The 21,322-nt window shown below is 44.4% G+C and carries 16 protein-coding genes; 9 read left to right on the top strand and 7 right to left on the bottom strand.

Annotation, left to right across the window (positions count from 1 at the left end):
- Positions 1–2 precede the first annotated feature (2 nt).
- The 3 genes from NL626_RS12170 to NL626_RS12160 are packed head-to-tail and all read left to right on the top strand — an operon-like array spanning position 3 to position 3,320.
- Positions 3–983, top strand: coding sequence for an HlyD family secretion protein (locus tag NL626_RS12170; RefSeq protein WP_253657396.1), 981 nt, complete (start codon positions 3–5; stop codon positions 981–983).
- A 22-nt stretch (positions 984–1,005) separates the two neighbouring features.
- Positions 1,006–2,172: an ABC transporter permease gene (locus NL626_RS12165; RefSeq protein ID WP_054579566.1), complete on the top strand. Its 1,167-nt coding sequence runs from the start codon at positions 1,006–1,008 to the stop codon at positions 2,170–2,172.
- The gene (locus tag NL626_RS12160) at positions 2,169–3,320 is read left to right on the top strand and encodes an ABC transporter permease (protein WP_253657395.1); all 1,152 of its coding nucleotides are present in this window, start codon (positions 2,169–2,171) and stop codon (positions 3,318–3,320) included. Before NL626_RS12165 ends, NL626_RS12160 begins: the two co-directional genes overlap by 4 nt.
- Before the next feature lie 286 nt (positions 3,321–3,606).
- Here NL626_RS12160 and NL626_RS12155 read toward each other — a convergent pair whose 3' ends face one another.
- The 6 genes from NL626_RS12155 to aspT all read right to left on the bottom strand — a co-directional run bounded on the left by NL626_RS12155 (position 3,607) and on the right by aspT (position 10,873).
- Positions 3,607–4,515: a LysR family transcriptional regulator gene (locus tag NL626_RS12155; RefSeq protein ID WP_017634569.1), complete on the bottom strand. Its 909-nt coding sequence runs from the start codon at positions 4,513–4,515 to the stop codon at positions 3,607–3,609.
- A gap of 142 nt (positions 4,516–4,657) precedes the next feature.
- Positions 4,658–5,086, bottom strand: a complete 429-nt coding sequence (locus NL626_RS12150; protein ID WP_253657394.1) for a hypothetical protein — start codon at positions 5,084–5,086, stop codon at positions 4,658–4,660.
- Positions 5,087–5,103: 17 nt separating this feature from the next.
- Positions 5,104–6,273 (bottom strand): patatin-like phospholipase family protein, encoded by a 1,170-nt coding sequence (locus NL626_RS12145; protein ID WP_253657393.1) that lies wholly within the window; start codon positions 6,271–6,273, stop codon positions 5,104–5,106.
- Positions 6,274–6,483: 210 nt separating this feature from the next.
- Positions 6,484–7,341 carry a pyridoxal kinase PdxY gene (gene pdxY / locus NL626_RS12140; protein ID WP_151514840.1) on the bottom strand — a complete coding sequence of 286 codons (858 nt, stop codon included), beginning with the start codon at positions 7,339–7,341 and terminating at the stop codon, positions 6,484–6,486.
- 125 nt (positions 7,342–7,466) lie between these two features.
- Positions 7,467–9,062 (bottom strand): bifunctional aspartate transaminase/aspartate 4-decarboxylase, encoded by a 1,596-nt coding sequence (locus NL626_RS12135; RefSeq protein ID WP_253657392.1) that lies wholly within the window; start codon positions 9,060–9,062, stop codon positions 7,467–7,469.
- 95 nt (positions 9,063–9,157) lie between these two features.
- The gene (gene aspT / locus NL626_RS12130; RefSeq protein WP_213898655.1) at positions 9,158–10,873 is read right to left on the bottom strand and encodes an aspartate-alanine antiporter; all 1,716 of its coding nucleotides are present in this window, start codon (positions 10,871–10,873) and stop codon (positions 9,158–9,160) included.
- 426 nt (positions 10,874–11,299) lie between these two features.
- Between aspT and NL626_RS12125 the strand changes: the two genes are divergently transcribed.
- The 6 genes from NL626_RS12125 (at position 11,300) to NL626_RS12100 (ending at position 19,516) form a co-directional block, all read left to right on the top strand.
- Positions 11,300–11,512, top strand: a complete 213-nt coding sequence (locus NL626_RS12125; RefSeq protein ID WP_005377106.1) for a DUF1656 domain-containing protein — start codon at positions 11,300–11,302, stop codon at positions 11,510–11,512.
- A 10-nt stretch (positions 11,513–11,522) separates the two neighbouring features.
- A complete protein-coding gene (locus NL626_RS12120) occupies positions 11,523–12,386 on the top strand; it encodes an HlyD family secretion protein (protein WP_005377105.1) in 864 nt (287 codons plus the stop codon).
- 13 nt (positions 12,387–12,399) lie between these two features.
- The gene (locus NL626_RS12115; protein WP_253657391.1) at positions 12,400–13,755 is read left to right on the top strand and encodes an FUSC family protein; all 1,356 of its coding nucleotides are present in this window, start codon (positions 12,400–12,402) and stop codon (positions 13,753–13,755) included.
- 302 nt (positions 13,756–14,057) lie between these two features.
- Positions 14,058–15,713: a hypothetical protein gene (locus NL626_RS12110; RefSeq protein ID WP_017821369.1), complete on the top strand. Its 1,656-nt coding sequence runs from the start codon at positions 14,058–14,060 to the stop codon at positions 15,711–15,713.
- A gap of 210 nt (positions 15,714–15,923) precedes the next feature.
- Positions 15,924–17,963 carry a carboxylesterase family protein gene (locus NL626_RS12105; protein WP_253657390.1) on the top strand — a complete coding sequence of 680 codons (2,040 nt, stop codon included), beginning with the start codon at positions 15,924–15,926 and terminating at the stop codon, positions 17,961–17,963.
- Positions 17,964–18,064: 101 nt separating this feature from the next.
- The gene (locus NL626_RS12100) at positions 18,065–19,516 is read left to right on the top strand and encodes a phospholipase D family protein (RefSeq protein WP_115386045.1); all 1,452 of its coding nucleotides are present in this window, start codon (positions 18,065–18,067) and stop codon (positions 19,514–19,516) included.
- A gap of 58 nt (positions 19,517–19,574) precedes the next feature.
- Here NL626_RS12100 and NL626_RS12095 read toward each other — a convergent pair whose 3' ends face one another.
- Positions 19,575–21,233, bottom strand: a complete 1,659-nt coding sequence (locus NL626_RS12095) for an autotransporter assembly complex family protein (protein WP_253657389.1) — start codon at positions 21,231–21,233, stop codon at positions 19,575–19,577.
- Between the last annotated feature and the right edge of the window lie 89 nt (positions 21,234–21,322).

Genomic DNA, 21,322 nt, shown 5'->3' with positions numbered 1-21,322 from the left:
TCATGGCAGCTAAATCACTAAAACCCGTTTTACTCTCACTTTGTGCTTTGGGTGTTGCCTCTTGGGTTGGGTATCAATTTTACCAAGCCTATCAACCGGAACCGGTCCGCTTACAGGGATTAATTGAAGCCCAGCAATACAGTATTTCCTCAAAAGTTCCAGGGCGTATTGATGAGGTCATGGTACGTAAAGGCGACGATGTAGAGAAAGGTCAGCTTATTTTTACCCTTCATAGTCCTGAAATTGAAGCGAAGTTAGAACAAGCAAAAGCAGGTGAAAAAGCGGCGGACGCCTTAGCTCAAGAAGCTGAGAAAGGCGCACGTGAGCAACAAATCCAAGCAGCAAAAGATCAGTGGATGAAAGCCAAAGCCGCTGCGAATTTAATGGAAAAAACCTACAATCGTGTGAATAACCTTTATAACGATGGCGTGGTTGCAGAACAAAAACGCGATGAAGCTTTAACTCAATGGCAAGCAGCGAAATACACAGAAAGTGCTGCGTTTCAAATGTATGAAATGGCAAAAGAAGGCGCTAGAAGTGAAACCAAAGTGGCTGCGGCGGAAAAAGCGCGCATGGCATCAGGTGCCGTAGCCGAAGTAGAAGCGTATGCGAAAGATACTCAGATCTACAGCTGGTTTGACGGCGAAGTCTCTCAAGTTCTACTTCAAAGTGGTGAATTAGCACCTCAGGGCTTCCCGGTTGTTACCGTGATAGATACAGAAGATGCCTGGGCGACACTTAATGTGCGTGAAGATTACCTTCAACACTTTAATAAAGGAGCAACCTTTGATGCCTATTTGCCTGCCTTAAAGAAAAATGTTGAGTTCAAAGTAACGCATGTTGCCGTTATGGGTGACTTTGCAACGTGGAGAGCAACCGATGCTTCTCAAGGTTTTGATCTTCGTACCTTTGAAGTAGAAGCTCGTCCAGCTCAACCCGAACCTGAACTGCGTATGGGAATGAGTGTTGTCGTTGAACTTTAATCACAACCACTAGGTTAATGCTATGACGATTAAGATTTCACAGCGGCATATCTTACGACGAGACAAGTGGTTGCTTTCGTGCCTTACTTGGATACCGATTTTGCTCGCGATGATGATTTGGGGAGTGTTCTCTGCGGGCATTGCCCGGGATCTGCCAATCGGTGTGGTTGATCTACAACATTCCCAACTTTCTCGAAAGCTCATTCAATCTTTGGATGCGTCGTCGAGTCTGGCTGTTAACTATCATTACGCCAGTGCAAGCGAAGCAAAAAATGCGATGATTGAAGGCGATATCTACGCTTACGCGGTCATCCCATCTAAGTTCGACCAAGATATTCTCCAGCACCGCCAACCTCAACTTTCTGTCTTTTACAACAGTCAGTACATTTTGGTAGCGAAACTGATCAACTCTGCCGTTGCGCAAGCACAAGGCTATTTCGACGCTCAGGTTGAAGTAATGGGCAACTTGGCTAAGGGTAACACCACAACGTTAGCAGCGGCTGGACAGGCTGTACCCGTGTCGACACAAATAACCGCATTATTTAACCGTAACAATAACTACGCACAATTTTTGGTAACGGCTATCGTGCCAGCCATTTGGCAAATATGTATTGTAGTAAGCACTATTTTGATTCTTGCCGCGCACTTTCGCATTTATGGTGGAAAGAATAGCTTTGCATTTTTGGGCGAAAAGCCATACGCCAGGCTCACTACCCTATTAAGTCAGTACATTCCGGTCTTTATGGCGCAAGGTGCGTTGTTCTTGTACTGGTTTTATTCCGTGCTTGATTGGCCAATGGAAGGCAGTTTTGTGGTTATGCTATTAGCACAATTGGCGACGGTTATCGCCTGTATCATTATGGGAGCGTTGTTCTTCTTCTTGTCGATGGATCCTGCACGTGCGATGAGTTTTGCTGGCGCATTTACGGCTCCAAGCTTCGCGTTCATGGGAATTACATTCCCAGTTTCTGACATGAACACGCTCGCTTATGCATGGCGTTCATTATTGCCGATTACCCATTACATTGAAGTACAAGTGAGTCAAGCAAGCTATGGAGCATCGGCCGCACAATCTTTAAGCTCGCTATGGCCTATGATTGGTTACGTTGTGCCCCTGCTCATTACCGCAGCCTTGATGGGTAAACATCGAACAGCTTCATCAACACGCCAAGCGAAGGAGGCGGTATGACATTGTGGCAACTGATTAAAGCGGAACTTAAGGCCGTTCTAACCAATCCAGTCGTTACGTTGACCGTGTTTGGTGGTGTCGTATTTTACTCGTTTTTATACCCTTTGCCTTATGCACAACAAACGCCTCGTGAACAACCAATCGCGATTGTTAATCTAGATGGTAGTCAGACGAGTTTAAAGCTAGAACGTATGGTTGATGCCACTCCGCAAGTCAACGTAGTCACTCGACTTCATACGATTGCCGATGCAAAGCAAGCATTTTTACAACGAGAGATCACCGGTTTTTTAGTCATACCAGAACACTTTTACATAGACCTAATGCTAGGTAAAAGCCCGACTCTGGCCTACGCTGCGGACGCCTCGTATTTTCTCGTGTACGGAACCGTGGTAGAAGGATTGGCCCAAGCTGGAGGCACATTAGGGGCCCAAGTGAAAGTCAGTAAAATGGTGATAGATGGTGTGCCCATGAGTATGGCTAGCCATAATTACTCTGCTATTAAGCTTAATATGAAACCAACGTTCAACCCAACCATGGGTTACATCGAATACGTAGTGCCGGCAGTATTTGTTCTGATTTTACAACAAACGTTGATCATGGCGGTTGGATTACAAACGGGAACACAGCGTCATGGTCGTGGCTATTGGTCACAAGTATCAACGGGATCGCTGCTGCTTGTGAGAACGTTAGTATTTGTGGCAATTTATTATTTACTCGGCGCCTATTATTTTGGTTTTAGCTTCGAACGTTTAAACGTAAACCATATCGCCAATGCGGGCGAATTGCTGGCTATGTTGTTCCCGTTCTTTTTAGGTTGTTGCGGACTAGGCTTCTGGCTAGGTTACTTATTACCTCGGCGTGAACTTGTCACCTTAGTCGTCTTAGTGAGCTCTATGCCGCTCATTTTCTTGGCTGGTTTTATTTGGCCAATTGAAGCCATACCTACTCCCTTATTATGGATTGCTGATTTAAGCCCAAGCACTTGGGCGATAAAAGCTTTCTTAGCGCTAAACCAAATGGGGGCAACCTGGCAACAAGTCGCTCCACATTGGACGGCGCTTTGGGCACTCACCGTGCTTTGGGGTAGCGTTGCGTACTGGATTGCTAAGCGAAGTAACAAGCCAGTTGTAACAGAGAGCTTGGGGTGACAGCTGACATTTTTTATTACTATAAAAAAAGCCGGGTAACTAAACCCGGCTGAAAATCTGCGTCCTTGCAGCGGACATATGGTAAAAACACTTTTTGCTCTGGGCTTACCCATTGAGCGAGGTTAGATTAAGCCAAAAACTATGGACTCCATACTCTCATATAGAGGGTCATATCCTTCCAATAGACATTAGTCTTCGCTAGAACGATAACGTTTTTCAGACACAAAAAAACAAGACTCACATTGAGTCTTGTTGTTGATAGGGATGAGCAGGATACATGTCGCCGCTAAGTCATATCACGGATTATTTTCTCTCGGTATTCTGTAACGACCTTCATGATTGAATTTTTTACATCACCGACTTGCTTAGAGGGTTGGCACCATAGGCCAAAACCAAACTTAAAACCTTCCAATAATTCAGAAGCTTCCACTGGCTCTATATGATTATTAGAAAACTCCGAATGGGCAAACGTTCTGGGGAGAATCGCCCATCCTAAACCTGCTTCAACCATTTTCACTACAAGGGCCAATTGGTCGACCTCTTCATGGTTCGAACTTACGATGACTTTTTCGCCCATTCCCTCTTCAATAAGAGACCGCAGTACAAATTGTTTACTATTCCTCAAGGCTGTCAATACTCGATCTGGTGCCATAGAAGCGAGTTCACCACCTTTCTGGACGAAAGGAACAAATTCAAAATGACCTAAAAACGTCGCATCCAGACTATGTATTGCTCGACTATCATGCACATTGACAATACCGAATTGATAATCACCATTCTGTAAACCCTCTTTAATTTCGTTGCGATTACGAACAAGAAAGTTAACTCGCATCATCGGAAAATCTGCTGCTAATTGAATACGAAGCAATACAAGAAAACGGTGTGGTATAGCGCTTGAATAGGCGATACTAACATTCTCTAACCCACCGTAAGCTAGACTTAATGCGACTTTATCGAAAGTACGTGCTTGTTCGATGGTTTGCTTAGCATAGTGGTAAAGAAGATGACCATCTTCTGTCGGTTCTACCGAGCGCCCCACTCGCTCAAACAGGTTGACCGCCAGTTGGTCTTCAAGATTGGTAATCACCTGCCCTATTGTGGTTCGGTGCTTATTGAGTTTGACCGCCGCCTTACTAAACGAAAGCTGTTCATAAACGGTTACGAACGCGAGAAGTTGTTCAAAACTAAAATTCATAGGTTGTGCTTACTTTTTAGAGTTATCTAATTAAATTACCACAAGATCGTAGAATTGCTACTTGGTAACGGAAACAATCTGCGTTTGAATTCCTTCTCGACGACACAAAAAAACCTACTAGCTTCAGTAGGTTTTCTCTAACTTAGTTGTACTCAACGACACGAGCTAAATAGTTGAATTCTCCTGAGTCACCATGGTAATCGCGGTAGACATCGACACTGAAATATTTAGGTTGATCAGCGTAAATGTGGTCAACGACTTTTTGCTCAAGTGACTCCAACGTTCCACCGACCTGAGAGTACACGAACTGCTTGTTCACTTTTTCCAATTTACGTTGTTTCGCTTCTTTGTGTGACACATAGTTGTTGATCTCTTCCCACTTTCCCACGAACTCGACCGCCACGTAACTCGAGTTCTCGTCAATCATGATAAAGGCTGCACCTTCTTCTTTGATTGCAGACAGTTGCTGCATGTCACTATCCACTTTATGCTGGTCAAGATGGGCTCCACTTTGGGCGAATGCAGTCGCGGAAGCGGTAAGCATCATGAGTGTAAGAACGGCTTTTTTCATTGTATCGTTTTCCTGTATTAAGGGAGTTCAGTTACCCAAAGTTGCCCTTGGGTGGCTTTTTTGAATCCATATTCGTAAATCGTCAGCAAGTAGCGGTGATCGAACATATCTTTCGTTACTTTGGCGTATCTGAAATCTTGATCAATGTAGGTAAACTGCATCTCAATATCGTTGATTTCACTGATGTATTTCATTCGATACAGATCACCACGAGTTTGCGCTAACGTAAGGCTTGAGACGCTTTTCGATACCAAATCCAACCCTTTGTCTTTTAGTGGTCGATACGGTGCTTTCAAAGCACCATTGCGAATCACATCCAACTGAGGTGCTTTTTCTAACCCCAGAGCCTCTGAAATTTGTTGATAGTTGAAGTTAGACGGATTAAAGAAGACCTGCGCTGCAAGACCACCATCTACGTGTAACTCTTCAAGTGTTTCCCCATCATGTTCAACATCGATAAATTGTGGAGGGAAAACACCAGGGATCGATGCGCTCGCAGCAAGCACCTTGTAAATCAGTTCAGATTTGTCCGCTAAATCACTGTTCGCAATCGCACCAATATTCCAAATCACCAGTTCGCCTGAATCAAAATGGGTACTGCCAATAAAGAGGCGTTTACCATTGCGGTGTTGCTGCGCCATCGCCTCGATCATGGGCTCAGGGTAAGCGTCTGCGATGAAATCATAGAGATTCTCACCATCGGTAAACGCGTCCTTAAACAGGGTATTTAAGAAGTTCTTCTTACCCAAAATATTCTTATCATTGATGTTGAGCATGACTTCTTTCATCTTTGGCATCGCATCACCGCCAATGAAAACAAAAGGAGCGATTAGGGCACCCGCACTGACTCCAGTAATGATGGCATAATCTTTTAGCTCCCCCTTTTCCTGCAGCCCCATCAAAACGCCGGCACCGTATGCGCCGTTTACGCCACCACCCGATAAGGCCAAAATATTGAGCTGTTCACCCTCTACTTTGATCGGTGTGGTTTGATTGTGCGACGAGTAGAGAAAATCCGGAGCTTCATTGGCCCACATTCGAAGTGGCTCATTTGGTGTCGAACTCGCGATCTCGACATCTTTATAGTTGCTTTGAGAAACACGAACATCCAGCGTATGGGGTGAACTACAAGCTACTATCAGTAGCGAAAGTACAACCGTCACACCAGAGGAAATTAAACGATTCATAATCAGTCTCATTTAATGTTCTCTGGCGTATGACCAGAGACTCAGTTTGAAGTTAATTGGGTCAAAATGAAGTCCGTTTCGTTGTGTGGAGTTACTATAGCTAGGCACGGCTAAACCCCATAATCGCGATTGTAGGATGCTATCCATCAAAGCAATTATGCCAAGTTTCTATATGCTAACTTTACGCTTCTCCGTTAATTAGGTACTGCGCTAAGCAATTTTCACGACGTTGAACTCATGCGTCGGTTCGACAAATTCGTATTGGGCATTGATCGTCTGTAGCTCCCATGTGCCATAGCCTTTGGTGATCTCCAATACACCGTAAACGGCGTTATGTGTATGACGAAAGGCTGCGACAGGAGACATCTTCTTCACCAAACAAGAGGTAAAAATCGCAGAAATTAAATCACCGACACCGACTGGCTGCATAGCAAATTCAACACTAGGGCGTTGAGCCAAATAGCTTGCTTTCGGCGTCGCTAAAATCATACTGAAGGCGTCATCTGTTAGAGCATGCAGATGTTTCACCAATACCATTTTCGGTCCTAACTCTAAGGCTTTTTTACATGCAGTGACCGCATCATAAAGAGAGTCAATTTTCACACCTGTTAACTCGCTCAGTTCAAACTGGTTAGGAACAATCACATCAGCGATGGGCAACAAGCTATGGCTTATCGCTTCTTTGACACCGTCTGCCACAATGCAACCTTTGTCTGGATCACCCATAACTGGGTCACACACATAAAGTGCACTATGGTTACGCGATTTGACTAAACTTACCGCTTCGGCCACCGCTAGACATTGCTCTGCGCTGCCTTGATAACCGGACAGTATCGCGCCACATTCGCCTAACTTCTCAATGTTATCTAAGCCTCTCATTAGAGAATGAATTTCATCTGCCCCAAACTTCTGTCCAGTCCAACCTTGCTGGTACTGAGTGTGATTTGAAAACTGAACCGTGTGGATTGGCCATACTTCGAGGCCCATTCTCTGCATCGGGAAGACGGCAGAGCTGTTTCCTGCGTGGCCATAAACCACATGAGATTGAATAGAAATAATGCTTTTCATAAGTCACTCTTAATAGGGAAGTTTGTTAGCTTGGCGACTAAATAAACACAATGCCGCGCACTGTGCTTATTTGGTCGGAATAGCCTCGACAACGCCGAGGCTTATTCTTAATCAGGCTGGATTAATTAGCCTTGGAACTCAGCAAAGTACTCATCCAACACTTTGCGTGTTGCACGACCGATAAGCTCGTATTCGTGGTGAGTAAGGTTTGCTAGTGAAACTCGAACTGATGCGTGCACTACATCGAAGCCTTGGCCTGGAAGCAGGATAACGCCGGTTTCATGTGCAAGGCGGAACAGGAAGTCTTTGCCCTTCTCGCTCGCTTTGAACCATTCAACGAAGGCTGGTCCGTACAATTTGCCGCCCAAAGTGTCGAGCTCAAGCAGTGTGTAGTAGTCCACACGATCTTTGTTTTCTTCAATTTCTACACCCATGTTTTTGTACAGAGTTTTGTAACGCTCGCGGATGATGCGTTTACATGCTTCTTTGTAGTTTTGTTCCGAGTCCATCAAGCAGTTCAAAGAGAACAGCGCCATTTGAACTTGTTGAGGAAGAGACAAACCTGCTGTGTGGTTAAGCGCTACGCTGCGGCTGTCTGCTACGATACGGTCAATAAATTTGATCTCACGAGGTTCCGGAGTCAGTGTTTTGTAACGATCGTCCAACTCAAGTTGACGCGCTTCAGGAAGGCTGCGCATTGCATCGTCAAACACGTTGTTGTGTTGAATCGCAATCGAGCCTAAACGCCAGCCTGTTGCACCGAAGTACTTCGAGAACGAGTACACACAAAGCGTGTTGTATGGCAGTTTCGCGAACAGTGAGACAAAGTCGTCCGCAAATGTGCCGTATACATCGTCAGTCACAATGAACAGGTCGCTACGTTCGTTGTTCACGAAGTTTGATAGGTTATCCAGAGTTTCATCCGAGAACTTCACAGATGCTGGGTTTGCTGGGTTCACGACACAAAGCAGTTTGATGTCTGTATCTGCAAGCTTTTCGATTTCAGCCATCGGCAGTTGCCATGTTGTCTCATCCAGACGTAGCTCAACGATTTCCAGTTCGTATTCACTCAGTTCTGGGATCTCTAGGTACGGCGTAAAGATTGGAGTGATTAGCGCAACCTTGTCACCTTTCTTTAATAGACCGTTGTTGAACATAGTTTGGAAGGTGTACGTCATAGACGCCGTACCGCCTTCAGTTGCAAACAGATCGAAATCTGTCGTCATTGGCATTGGGCCGTACATCTCTTCTGCAATGTATTGCTTCACAACGGTTTCGATGTTCGTCAACATACGTGGTGGCACTGGGTAGTTACATGCAAGGTATGCGTTAACCAGTTCATTCAAGAATGCTTCTTTCTCTAGACCCAAACGGTCTTTTGCGTAGCTCAGCGACTTTTCCAAGAACTGTACGCCTTGGTCTTGTTTATTCTTGCTTGCAAACGTGTCAAAGCGTTCAACAATGCCCACACCATCTGGAATGCCACCGAAACCACCATCTAGGTATGAATAAGTGCGCTCGGCTTCCAATATTGCGAACTCACCCAAACGAATGAACGCTTTACGCGGTAGTGTCGCAAGAAAATTAGGATTACCACGACCTGCATCTAATAAAGCGCGGTCAGGAACAGTTTGTGCCACTTCAATAAGTTTATCTTTTAATTCAAATGGGCTTAAATCTGCAAATTTTGAAAAATCAATTGTTGTATTTTGCGTAGTCATAATATTTACCTGAATTTATTATTTAGTGAAATTTGGATAATACTTTCCCTACCGCCTATTTAATAAGGCGATAAGAATGTTCGAATTTATTTAAATTACATGCCGGCGTTTAAAGTAATAATGCCGACAATAATAGGACCCCATAGGGTGAGCAGTACATTGGCGACAGCATAAGTCACGGTGAATGAGAATACTGGCGTTGCGTTACCTGTTTTTTCCATTAAAGCCGCGAATGCTGGGTTCGCACTTCGTCCACCTGTAACACAGCCAAGTGCTTCAACTGGATTCTTAATCTTCAATACAAAATATGAGAAGAAGAACGAAATAATCTGAGGGATAATCGTTACACCCATGCCAAGGAACAACAGAGACATACCGTGTTCTTTGATGGTGTCGACCGCTTGAGGCCCAGCCTCAAGGCCAACAATGCCCACAAATGCTGCCAAACCGAAATCTCGAATAAAGTTCGCGGCACCCACAGGAAACTGAGCAACATGCGGATTGCGGCTACGCAACCAACCGACGATCAAACCTGAGATCAAACAACCTGCACCAGAACCGATAGTGACGGGAATACCAGCAATCTTAAAACTGATTAGACCAATTAATAGACCCACCACCATGCCCATACCAAGCACGACTAAGTCAGTCACGTTTGCTGAGCCCATTCGCTGACCAATGTTTTTCTCAACGCGATTGATGTCTTTTGCTGTACCTGTAAGCTGGATGACGTCGTTTTTCTTCACCACAAGATCCGGCGTCATTTCGATAGAGCTGCCTTCACGAATGTAATCCGTCACATAAATACCGCGCATAGAGCCTTGGTTCGAAGCCTCTTTAATCTCTTGCAGCGACTTACCAATCAGTTTGCGGTTGTCTGCGATCAGTTGACGGTTTTCTTCAATAACTTCATAGCCTTCTGGAAGTGCAATCTCGTTGTCAGCCAAACCATCTTGCAGCTGATGTACTGCATTACGGCGACCTGTTACAACAATGACATCCCCTTCTTTCAGTGCTGTGAATTTGTCCACGTCTAGCACTTTGCCATCGCGTTGAATCAATTCAATACAAGCAGCCAGAGCGTGTTGGTTTAACTGGGCTAAGGTTTTGCCTGCTAGCCCACCATCTTTGCTCACTTTAAATGCTCGTGTAACCAGCGCTGTGACAGCGTTGAACTCACCCGGCGCTAAATCACGCTTACCATTTGAATTTTTCTCTTCTAGCGCAATCGCTTCTGCTCGGATATCCCACTTCATCAGTGTTGGGAATACCCATGTCACCATCAGAATTGGACCAAGCGAACCAAAGATGTACGTAACTGCGTAGCCTACTGCGACGTTGGTCTGCATTAGGTGCTTCGCTTCTTCTGTCACACCACCAAGACGTGCGATCGCATCACCCGCTGTACCGATGATTGCCGATTGAGTCAAACCACCAGCTGCAAGGCCTGCTGCCGTACCTCTGTCTAGATCAAACATCCAAGCTGCTGCTAGTACACAAAGCAGGCCAGACACCGTCATCACTACAGCAGAAAGTAGAATGTTGATGGTTCTAAAGTTCAATGCTTTGAAGAACTGCGCACCACCTTGATACCCTACTGCGTAAATAAAGAGCGCAAAGAAAATGCTTTTTACGCCGGGATCAATATGAACACCAAATTGCCCAATAATTACACCCATTAATAATGTTCCGGCAACACCGCCAAGAACAAATCGACCAATGGTAATTTTACCAACCATATAACCGAGAGAGAGCGTAATAAAGAGAGCAACAAATGGTGCCATGTCAAAAAGATTAGAAATAATTTCCATGACAATTTTACTCTTACTAATAAATATAAAACTCAAATAATCTAACGAATAATCTGTCACTCATATTTGTTGGATTATTTAATTTAAAAAGCATCTCGTTTGCTTCGAAGCGAATATTAGGAACAAAACCTCACAACTCGTAATCCCATTTGAAGGATGAAACCATCACTTCGCATATTCAAAAGCAAAAATCGATCAATAATTGTCGAAAATTTAATAACTTAGCGTTCTGCAATGAACACCAGATAAATCGCAAAATAATTTTATTTTTGTTTTCGCGCTTAAAAAAGCGGTTTGGTTGCATCATTCCCTCTATATAGCGCATAACACCTTTCGTTTGATGGATTAGATCCTCCAAAAGCGATTATCACGGATGCCATCATTTGCCTTATCTTTCCATTCATCAAGTTAATAGAGAAAAACACCATGAACTCAATGCCACATGAACTTGTGTGGGGCGAAGTTTACTTCCCACCCTTGTTGCTGGTTATTGCATTGGCTTACATGCTCACCATTTTGGTCGGAACCGTTGCTACAAAACTGGGACTCCACAAATACGTTGCATTTCCTGCACTCGCAGAGCTAAGCCTAATTGTGATTTTTACTGGCGTTATTGGTCGATTCATTACCATATTTTGAGGCAAATTCCGTGATAAAACGTTATCTCATCACACTGCTACTACTGTGTTCCGCTGGCACCGTGATTTTCAGCTACTACCAATCATACTCTGACAACCCTTGGACTAGAGATGGCCAAGTTAGCGCGCACATCGTTTCTATAACCCCCCGCGTAACAGGACAAATCATCCAAGTCTACGTCGAAGACAATTCGCAAGTGAAACAAGGCGATTTGCTGTTTGAGATTGACCCAAGCATCTATAAAGCGGCGTACCACAAAGCGCTAGCAGCTCAAAAGCAAGCCATTGCATTACTAGCAAAGGCCAAAAATGAAGAGCAGCGAGCACTTAAGTTAGAAAAGCGCACACCTGGCGCCGTACCTGTACTGACATTGAATAACCTAGACAATGCGGTGGAGACAGCCGTTGCCAACGTAGAACTCGCGAAAGCCAATGTTGAAGAAGCCAAGCTAAACCTTGATTACACAAAAGTTTATGCGCCAACGAATGGTTATATCACTAATTTGAACTTACGCGTCGGCTCTCAAGTCGTCGCTAACTCCCCAGTCGTGGCTTTAATTGATGAAGACAGCTTTTGGATCGAAGGATATTTCAAAGAAACGGATTTAGTTGGCGTTGATCCACAAGATAAAGCCTACGTGACCTTAATGATGCACAATGAAGCTGTGCTGGAAGGCAAAATCAAAAGCATTGGCTACGGCATTGCGAAGCAAGATGGTAGTACTGGTAACGATCTTTTGCCCAATGTGAACCCTAACTTTCAGTGGATACGCTTAGCTCAACGCATTCCAATTAAAGTTAAATTAGATCACTTACCGAAAGATTTTCAACTACGTGTTGGTATGACGGCCTCTATCAAAATCATCAAACAATAATGTGGTGGAATGTATGTTTAATGCCTCAACCAAAGAAGCAATCAAAGCTGCGCTGTCTATCGTTATCGCGATCTGCCTTGCCTTATGGTTTCAATGGGAGAAACCGTATTGGGCAGCGATCGCAGTCGCGGTAATGGCATTAAATGAAAGCTTCGCTCACTCAATAAACAAAGGTCATAATCGCTTATTAGGAACCCTCCTTGGCATCGGTTATGCCTTTTTCCTCATCACGACGTTTTCTCAAGATCGCTTTTTGTTTCTCACCTTCTTCACCTTGTTTTTAGGTGCGTGCATTTTTATGTCGAGCGACGAAAAGTATGGTTATGTGTTCTCTATCGGTTTTGCTGTGTGCTCCATCATCGCATGTATGGGAGGATTTGATAGTCAAGCAACGTTCCACTTCGCTGTTCTTCGTATGCAAGAGACGATTCTTGGTGTGATCACGTTTTCTGTTGTGTACCGATTAGTCTGGCCAGTCAGTACAGAACAAAACTTCATTCAACGTTTTGAGGCCAGCAGAGAGGCGATGCTTAACGCTATGAAATCGCCCAATGATATAGATATTGAAGCTCTTGAGACCAACACCGCCAACATAGAAAAGTTATTCCAACTGGTCGGCTTACCACTTACTGGCAGCTACCACTTGAAAGAACATCGTCAGCTATGGCGTGCGCGTTTAAATGAGATGGCACAAATCCAAGACCGATTGCTAGAACAAGCAGATAAATCGCAAAGTCGTGAGATCGATTGGCCAACGCTAACGCAGCAACTTCAAAGCTTTGATATTAAAAATCCAAGTACGTCTCTCATCGGTCACGTTGCTTGTGTCATGCAAAGAGAGAAAAACACAGTTTGGCATCACGAGCATCGAACGTTTATCCAGCATTTGAATGAAGACGGCAGAAAGGTACTGCAAGGTGTCTCCATGTTCGTGACGTCGCTGTTGATCTGGATTTATCTTCCTGTGCCCGGAGGTTTCATTTTTCCGATGCTAGCAGGCGTGTTCTCTTCAATCGTTCCTACTATGCCACCAAGCATTATTAAAGATGCATTTTTTGGTGTGATAGGCACTGGCACGGTGATTCTATTGCAATACATTTTCCTAATGCCAATGATGACCGAGCTTTGGCAGCTTGGGCTATTCTACTTCATCAACATCATCGTGATTTGGAAGGTATTTTCCACACCAAAGCTGATGGTACACAGAATTCTAGGTATTAACTTATTGGTTGTCTTGACATCAGGAGCGCTCAATTTAACCCCAGCGTATCGAATTGAAACGCCCTTGCTGATGCTGGTAAACATTATGATTATTTTGATGATTGCCAAGTTGTTTACTGATCTGTTTCGTGTTCGCGTTACGGTCTAAGCGTCACCTCCGTTCTTGAAACTAAAGCCCTGCATTGCTTCTGCTCTGCGGGGCTGTTTGTTTGTGAGCTAGCCATTATTCCTCCGTAACCCATAAAGCGAGGATAGTATCCATCAAAAGCGATTAACGGTATTTCTCTTCACCTCATAAAATCCTCTCATTGATTCACGAAATGCAATCGAAAACTCTGCATTCACAACGTCAATCACAGCAAACACATCTATTTAACTGAACAAGAAGTTCAGTGACACATTAACTGTCTGAGTCTCGAAGGTTTGAGACTATTCAGAGTGGAAACTGTCATGAGTTTTTTTGAATTACGCGCCGGCAAGACGTCTTCTCTTACTGTGCTCGCGAGCGCACTAATGCTTACTACCCCCACTTTTGGCTTCGCCGCTGAAGAGACGACGACCTACAACGAAGTAATCGAGCAAGGCCGAGCACTGTTCGACAAATACGGTATCAGTCATGATTTACCAAAACTGGCCATCAGCTCTCTAGTTCAAGGCGAGCATTTGGTCGAGCATGCCCACCGAAGTGTTAAAATCGGTGATAGCGTTCGCGATTCGTCCGTCTACTTGGTCAAGAACACCGATAACAAAGGCAACATTGATCTGCGTATCAAGTACAACCCTGAACAACTCGATGAAAATGAAAAAGTACTTGATGAGATCGAAGCTTTCACACGAACAGAATACCGCCTTCGAAACTACGCGGAGAGTTTTGATCCGTCATCAGTAAGAGCCAAAGAGGATCAGAATGGTAATGTGATCATCAGTTTTAATTACTCAAAATACGGTCTTCCTCAAGATATCGCCTACTTTCGCTTTTTAAGCGTTGATATTGAGTTGGTTAATGGTGAACCGAAACGTATGGTCATTACCAACGATAAACCGTTCACACATCACAACTACCAAGTGGATTCTTACGATCAAGAGATCCTCTTCCAGAAATTAACATCAGGCAAAATTGCGATTGCCAGTAAAAACACCAAGATAGTTGGTTCAAAGAAAAATAAACCCCTCGAAATGATGAGCAGCGTAAAACCGGTAGCGATTTATGAAGATAAGCTTGGCGTGCAAGTACTAGACGAAAAACGCTTGAATGAGGTCTCTGATCCACGCATGCAAGAAGCCAGTGTTAAGCTAGACCGCGTTTTTCCTTTAATGGGTGATATGGTTCGTCGTCAAGGTATCGATTTGCCTCTGCCGTTTGGTGTATCGCTAGCGTATCGAAATCAAGATATGAATATTCCATTTAATGATTTCACGATTGAAGGCATCGGCCTTAATGAATTGTTTGATCCAGAAGACAGTGTCGGCATCGTCAGTGCTGAGAGCATGACGCTTCGTGGCGATGTAAACATCCTGCCATTTTGGAATGTATTTGGTTACATCGGAAAAGTTAATGTCGATGCCAATGTTGATGCCGCCTACACGGGTGAAGGTGGCCAGTACATAAAAGATAAGCTGAACGATAAACTGCCAGGATTAGGTGATAAGTTTTGCGATGGTTTATCTGCACTTTGTAGTCGCGGACGCCTAGACGTGCCGCTGCATTTGGAATATGACCTTCGTGGTATAGGTACAACCCTTTCGGTTGGCTATAAAGAATTCTTTGCTTCTGTCACTGGTACCTATTCGCAAACTCGCTTAAAGGGCTTAGATGATTGGGGCGATGGTATTGTTACTGTACAGCCGATGTTGGGTTATCAACTTGTCGATTATCGCACGCAGTTCTTTGTCGGAGCAGAATATCAAGGACTGGACGCTCGAATGGACGGGCATGTAAAAAGTGGTGATATCGAATTCGATTACGACATTGGTGTAGATCTTAATCAATGGGCGTTTTTGACTGGTTTCAATAAGCAAATCGGCAAAAACTACAACCTGACCTTTCTCTATAACAAAGGGGAAACTCGAGAGTCAGTAACCTTAAATCTTGGTTACCGTTTCTAACTCTCATAAAGAGCCCGCCCCTAGACGATGGTAGGACTGCATCCTACAAAGGCGATTACTGAAACTGTCGCCGATGTCCTACCATTTGAGCCATCAATACAACAAGCCATCCAACCATTCACGGATTAATGCCAAAGCGTCAGGACGTCGCTTGTTAGATGCCGTTTAACATTTTAGGTGTACGCACCAAATGACTTTTTGGACATAACAATGACTTTACTCAATCGCTCAACTTTAGCCATTACCATCACTCTTGCCTTAGCTGCCTGTAGTGATGATTCAAGCAAACCTAGCGTTCCTAACGGCCCGAAGCCACTACAACCCTTACCACCAGAGCAAATCGCTTTGGAAATTGGCGATGCAACCATTCAAGCGACCAAAGAGTCCCTTGTCATCACGCCTCTTGCTGCGGATGAAAAACTGGCAGCGGTAGAGGCGTTCAAAGGTATCCAATTTGCGCAAGCAGACCGCTTTCAGCACAGCATTGCGATCCCACTTGAAGGCGATATTGATGCGACTCAGTTCGGTGATGCGTGCCCGCAGTTAAAAACCACGGCACAAACGCAATCAGAAGATTGTTTGAACCTAAACATTTGGCGACCAGCAGGGACAGAAGCGTACGCAGATTTGCCAGTGTATGTCTTTATTCACGGTGGAGACTTTGAATACGGCGCGGGCTCAGAACCGCTGATTCATGGTGATATGGTGGTTGCACAAGGTGCTGACGATGGTAACCCGTTTATTGCAGTTACTTTTAACTATCGCTTGGGCTTGTTGGGCAGTGTTTGGGTCGATGGTTTGGACAACCCAGAGGGCGGTAACTTTGGCCTAGGCGATCAAAAACACGCGCTTGAATGGGTTCAACAAAACATAGAGGCATTCGGCGGCAATCCGCAAAACGTGACACTCATGGGTCAAGGTGCGGGTGCCATGTCGGTGGGAATTTTACAGCAATCAAAAGGCGATGCTGCAATCGCAGGTGAGCACTTTCAACGTGCCATCATGCAAAGCAACCCTTACGGCTTTGAATATAAAAGTTACGATGTTGCCAAGAGCCAAAGACCAGAGCAAAGCGTTGAAGATCTTGCGTTACTACCACTTGAAGAGATCATGAAGGTACAAAGCGAGATGCTTGATCCTATTCAACGTCTTAAGAACTGGGTACTGACCGCCGTGAATATTCCGGTTATAAGCCCAACACGCGACAACAGCCCATTAGCTACATTGATGCCATTTGCGCCTTACATCGAGCATCGCCCACCAGCGTTTCTAGTGAAAGAAGTACCAGGCTATCACTTTACTGAGCAAGCCATTGAGAGTGAATGGATCGTACCAACGGTAATTGGCTCTAACAGCGCAGAAATCAATACTCTGGGCATGCTGCCGAGCCTGACATTTTTGATCCCAACTATCATTGAAATCTTGAGCCAAGAAGCACCAGAAATCATTGAAAGTGGTGACGAAACCTTAATCGTCGAATACATGGTTGAGTGGCTAGAATCGGAAACGAACTTAAACCGTTTACGCACCGAATATCGTTCATTACTCAGCGATTCAGCTTCAATTGAACTCGATCTTTCTGACTTATTGGAACTGCTGCCTAGCACCGCTTATGAGGCGATGACTAAGTTGTTCTTCGGTTTGGGGAACTCCGATTCAACCACGGAGTTACTTGCTCTGGCTGACTTCTTCCCTAACGATGAAAGCGAACTGAATGGCGCGGCCAAAAACATGCAGCAATTCAAAACCACGTTGCATGATTTGCTCTTCACGGGTCCAAACCGTCATAAAGTTTCAACGGAAGAAGCAACAGGAGCAACGCCAAGCTTCTACTACTTTGACTACAAACCTGGATTCAACGTATGGACTTACAACACCAAAGGTGTAAATGGCGATCTCGACGTTGGTGATTTACTCAAAAGCATCAGTTGTATTGTGGGCGCTTGTAATGCATCGGAATTACCATTTGTGTTTAACAAGGCATTAAAGCTTGATGGTTCAAGTGTTCGCCCAGGTAGCAAAGACAAAGCGATGATGAACGAGCTCTCTCGTATGTGGTTTAGCGAACGTTTATTTGAGGACTTCCAATACAACAGCGCGACTGACCGAGTATTGCTGATCGATAACGATGGCGGCATTCAGTCCACGCAAGACTGGGACAATGCTCATCACTCAGGCATCGATCCAAAACTGCGCCAAGGTCGCCTCAACGGTCTAGAGGAACTTGGGCTGATTCTGAGTCACATGTAACGTTATCTTCAGTTACTAAAAAGTCGTTACCAAATACCTAAAAGCCAGTTCGCTGGCTTTTTTCATCCTTATTCCTTGAACATAATTAGGAAGGTTTACTCATGTTTCCTAACGCCCTTCGTGCCCTGCTACTCTTCATCTTCAGTGCACTATTGGTTGGCTGTGCCCAGCCCTACCCTCAAGTTGAACCGGATTTTGAAGCCAATTGGCAAACTACTCAGCATCAAGCCGAAGTTTACTTAATTCCTACCGCGCCAGAAGCCTTTGCTCGTCGTGTTGAACTGGTAAGAAACGCTCAGCAAAGCATCGATATGACTTACTTTTCTTGGGAGAGTGACACGCTTGGTTTGATGCTACTCAATGAACTCAAACAAGCAGCAGATCGAGGCGTGCAAGTTCGACTCACTCTCGATGATTTATTGGTGTTTAACGAGAAATGGCTTGCTGATCTCAGTGCTCACGACAACATTCAAATCCGTTTATTCAATCCGTTTGATTCACGTAAGTCAGGCTGGATTGGTCGCGCCGTCAACTTCTCTACTCATCAACAACGTTTGGACAATCGTCTGCACGAGAAGTACTTCAACGTCGACCATCAATGGATGATTCTAGGTGGACGTAACATTGGCGACGACTATTTTGGTTACAGCCGCAAAGCCAACTTCTTTGATATGGATGTCTTGTTCAAAGGCAGCATTATTCGAGCATTCGACAAAAACTACCAACAGCTTTGGGACAGCGAGCATGTCACGCCAATAGAAAACATCGTTAACGTTACCCCAAACTATTCTGCGTTTACTAAAGCGCTTAATAAAGGTGAGAAAGACAAAAGCATCATTCTGGCTGAGGTTGAAAAACAGGTTAAACACCTGACCAGTCCCGACTTCATCACTGCGCAAGTCACCCCCGTTTTCGACTCATTAAACAAGTTAGAAAACAACAAACCCTACTTTAGAAAACGTGCAGAACACCAAGTTTGGCAACAAATAGCCACTGCGTCTAAAGCCGTGATATCAACGCCTTACGTGGTACCAAGTGATGGTGAATTTGCCTTTATTGATACCTTGATGGAGCAAAAAGCGGACATCACGTTAATGACGAACTCGTCTGCATCTAATGATTCTGGCTTTATTCCGGCTTATTACGAGGAGCATCGCCAAACCCTGTTGGATAAGGGCGTTCATATACTTGAGTACAAAAACCAAGCGAAAAATGATGACCATTACTTCCATGCGGATACTTATTATCACAACAAGACGGTGATACTCGATGATCGGCTGACTTATATCGGCTCATCAAACTTCGACCCAAGATCGGATTTCCTCAATGTGGAATTTGGTGTGTTGGTCCAGAGCGAAGCCTTTGCAGAACATGTCATGCACTACTTAACTCGACAACAAGATGAACTGTTTTGGCGAGTATCTCGAGATGGACAAGGCCAAACTCAGTGGCAATCAATGAATGAGATCCATACTAAGAATCCAAACTATGGTGGATGGCATAAGGCACCTAACTGGATATTCAAGAAACTGAATGGTGAGTTCGAACTCTAAACAATCAAGGCTTAAAAAGGCTCTCTATCTGCAAGGATGAGAGCCTTTTTAATGCCCGCTAAAACTGTGTGCCTAGCGAAAAGTGAACGCGGAATTGGTCTCCTTGAGGAGCATCTAAACCATAAGCAAAGTCCACTTTGACGGGCGCGTATTTTGAATTCCATATCAAACTCAACCCTGTACCGCTTTTCCAATCCACCCTATCGTTGAAGGCATCACCAACATCATAAAATGCCCCAAGCCACAATTGGCGGTAGACCTGATATTGATATTCCAGCCCAGCAGTAAACATGTAACGAGCACCGGTTAAATCGCCATTTTCATCTCTCGGAGAGATAGACTCATAACCATAACCACGAAGATTGCCGTCACCTCCCGCAAAGAAACGTAATGATGATGGAATATCGCTCAAAGTGTCAGCGACATTAATACCGACATTGGAACGAAAGTGAAACTTGTGTTTTTCACTAATATCCCACGACAGCACACTGTTGCCTTCAATGCGCAGCAAACGAGAATCGGAGAAAAAATTAGGGTCTGAGTATTCCAATGAGTAAACGTGACGGTGCTTTACTTCTAATTGATCGTTCTTGCGATCAAGCAGTGAAAATGTCACCCCCGGTAATAACAACTGTGATTCGTTATTCTCCGACGCTTGTCGATAACTTTCTTGCAAATAACGAACGTGCATGGTGCTTTGCCAATCGCTGTCTAACTGCCAGTGTTTTTCAAACGATAAATCATTAGAAAAACTCGATGTGTCTCGATAGTCGACATGCTTAGATTCAAACTGAATCCCGTAGTAATCCGTTAGAACATTTTGGGTGGGAATTTTGTAACCAAGTAATAGCGATTGTTCCGGTTTGGAAGCGTACGCTTGTGCCTCAAAACTGTGTCCACGTGCGTTATACCAAGGCTTGGTCCAGTTTAGTGAAGCGCGTAATCCCAAGTCTGTCGAATACCCACCGCCGACTTGCACAATATTGCGTGAATTCGGCTCTGCGAGCACTTCTATCGGCACCTTATGACCATCGGATACCTCCTCGAAATCCGCTTTCACAATCACACTGCGAAACCAATCAGTACTGGAGAGGTCGGCCTGATATTGACTCAATTTCACAGTGTCAAAATCGTCGCCCCACTCAAATGTTCTCATCGCTTCTATTCGAGCCGTTTCGATACCCGACGTAAGAACAGAGAGCTCTCCAAATTGGTAACGAGAACCACTAGAGAAATGCAGATTCACATGGGCTTGATTCAAACTTGGAATGACTTCCAAAGACGATTCGATAAAACGTCCATCTAAATAACCTTTTTGCTGAGCCAATGAAATCAAGTTTCGTTTTAGCGTGTCGTACTCAGAATGAAGCAACGGCTGCCCTTGTTTAAGTTGAGCTTGATTAATTAGTTCGATGAAATCTTGATCATTACTGGCCTCTCCCGACACAGCAAGATTAGATGTTTTGACCAACATCACCTCCCCCGCGTCAACCTCAAGCGTGATGAGATCATTCTCTGATCTCTGAACATTGAGCTCGGAATGATAGTAGCCATAAGGGTTTAACGCATTATTAACCATCTGCGTTAGTCGATTTGAGGTAATGTTTGAAACAGAGAGTTTCGTTAGTGGTGTAAGGTGACTTTCAAGATTTTTCTCTAATATTGGTGTTAGCCCTTTGATTTTAAATTGCGCTCCGAGTGCATGATGTAAAGGCATAGAAGCTAAAACTGATATACCTATTATTTGTTTAATGAGAGGAGACACACCGCTACCTAGTTTAGCAATACACTCGACAAGGTTAATGA

The organism is Vibrio sp. Y58_MX_L22 (assembly GCF_024181865.1).
Lineage (GTDB): Bacteria > Pseudomonadota > Gammaproteobacteria > Enterobacterales > Vibrionaceae > Vibrio > Vibrio alginolyticus.
The sequence above is the reverse complement of the archived record's forward strand: the minus strand, read 5'-3'. Positions and strand labels throughout refer to the sequence as shown.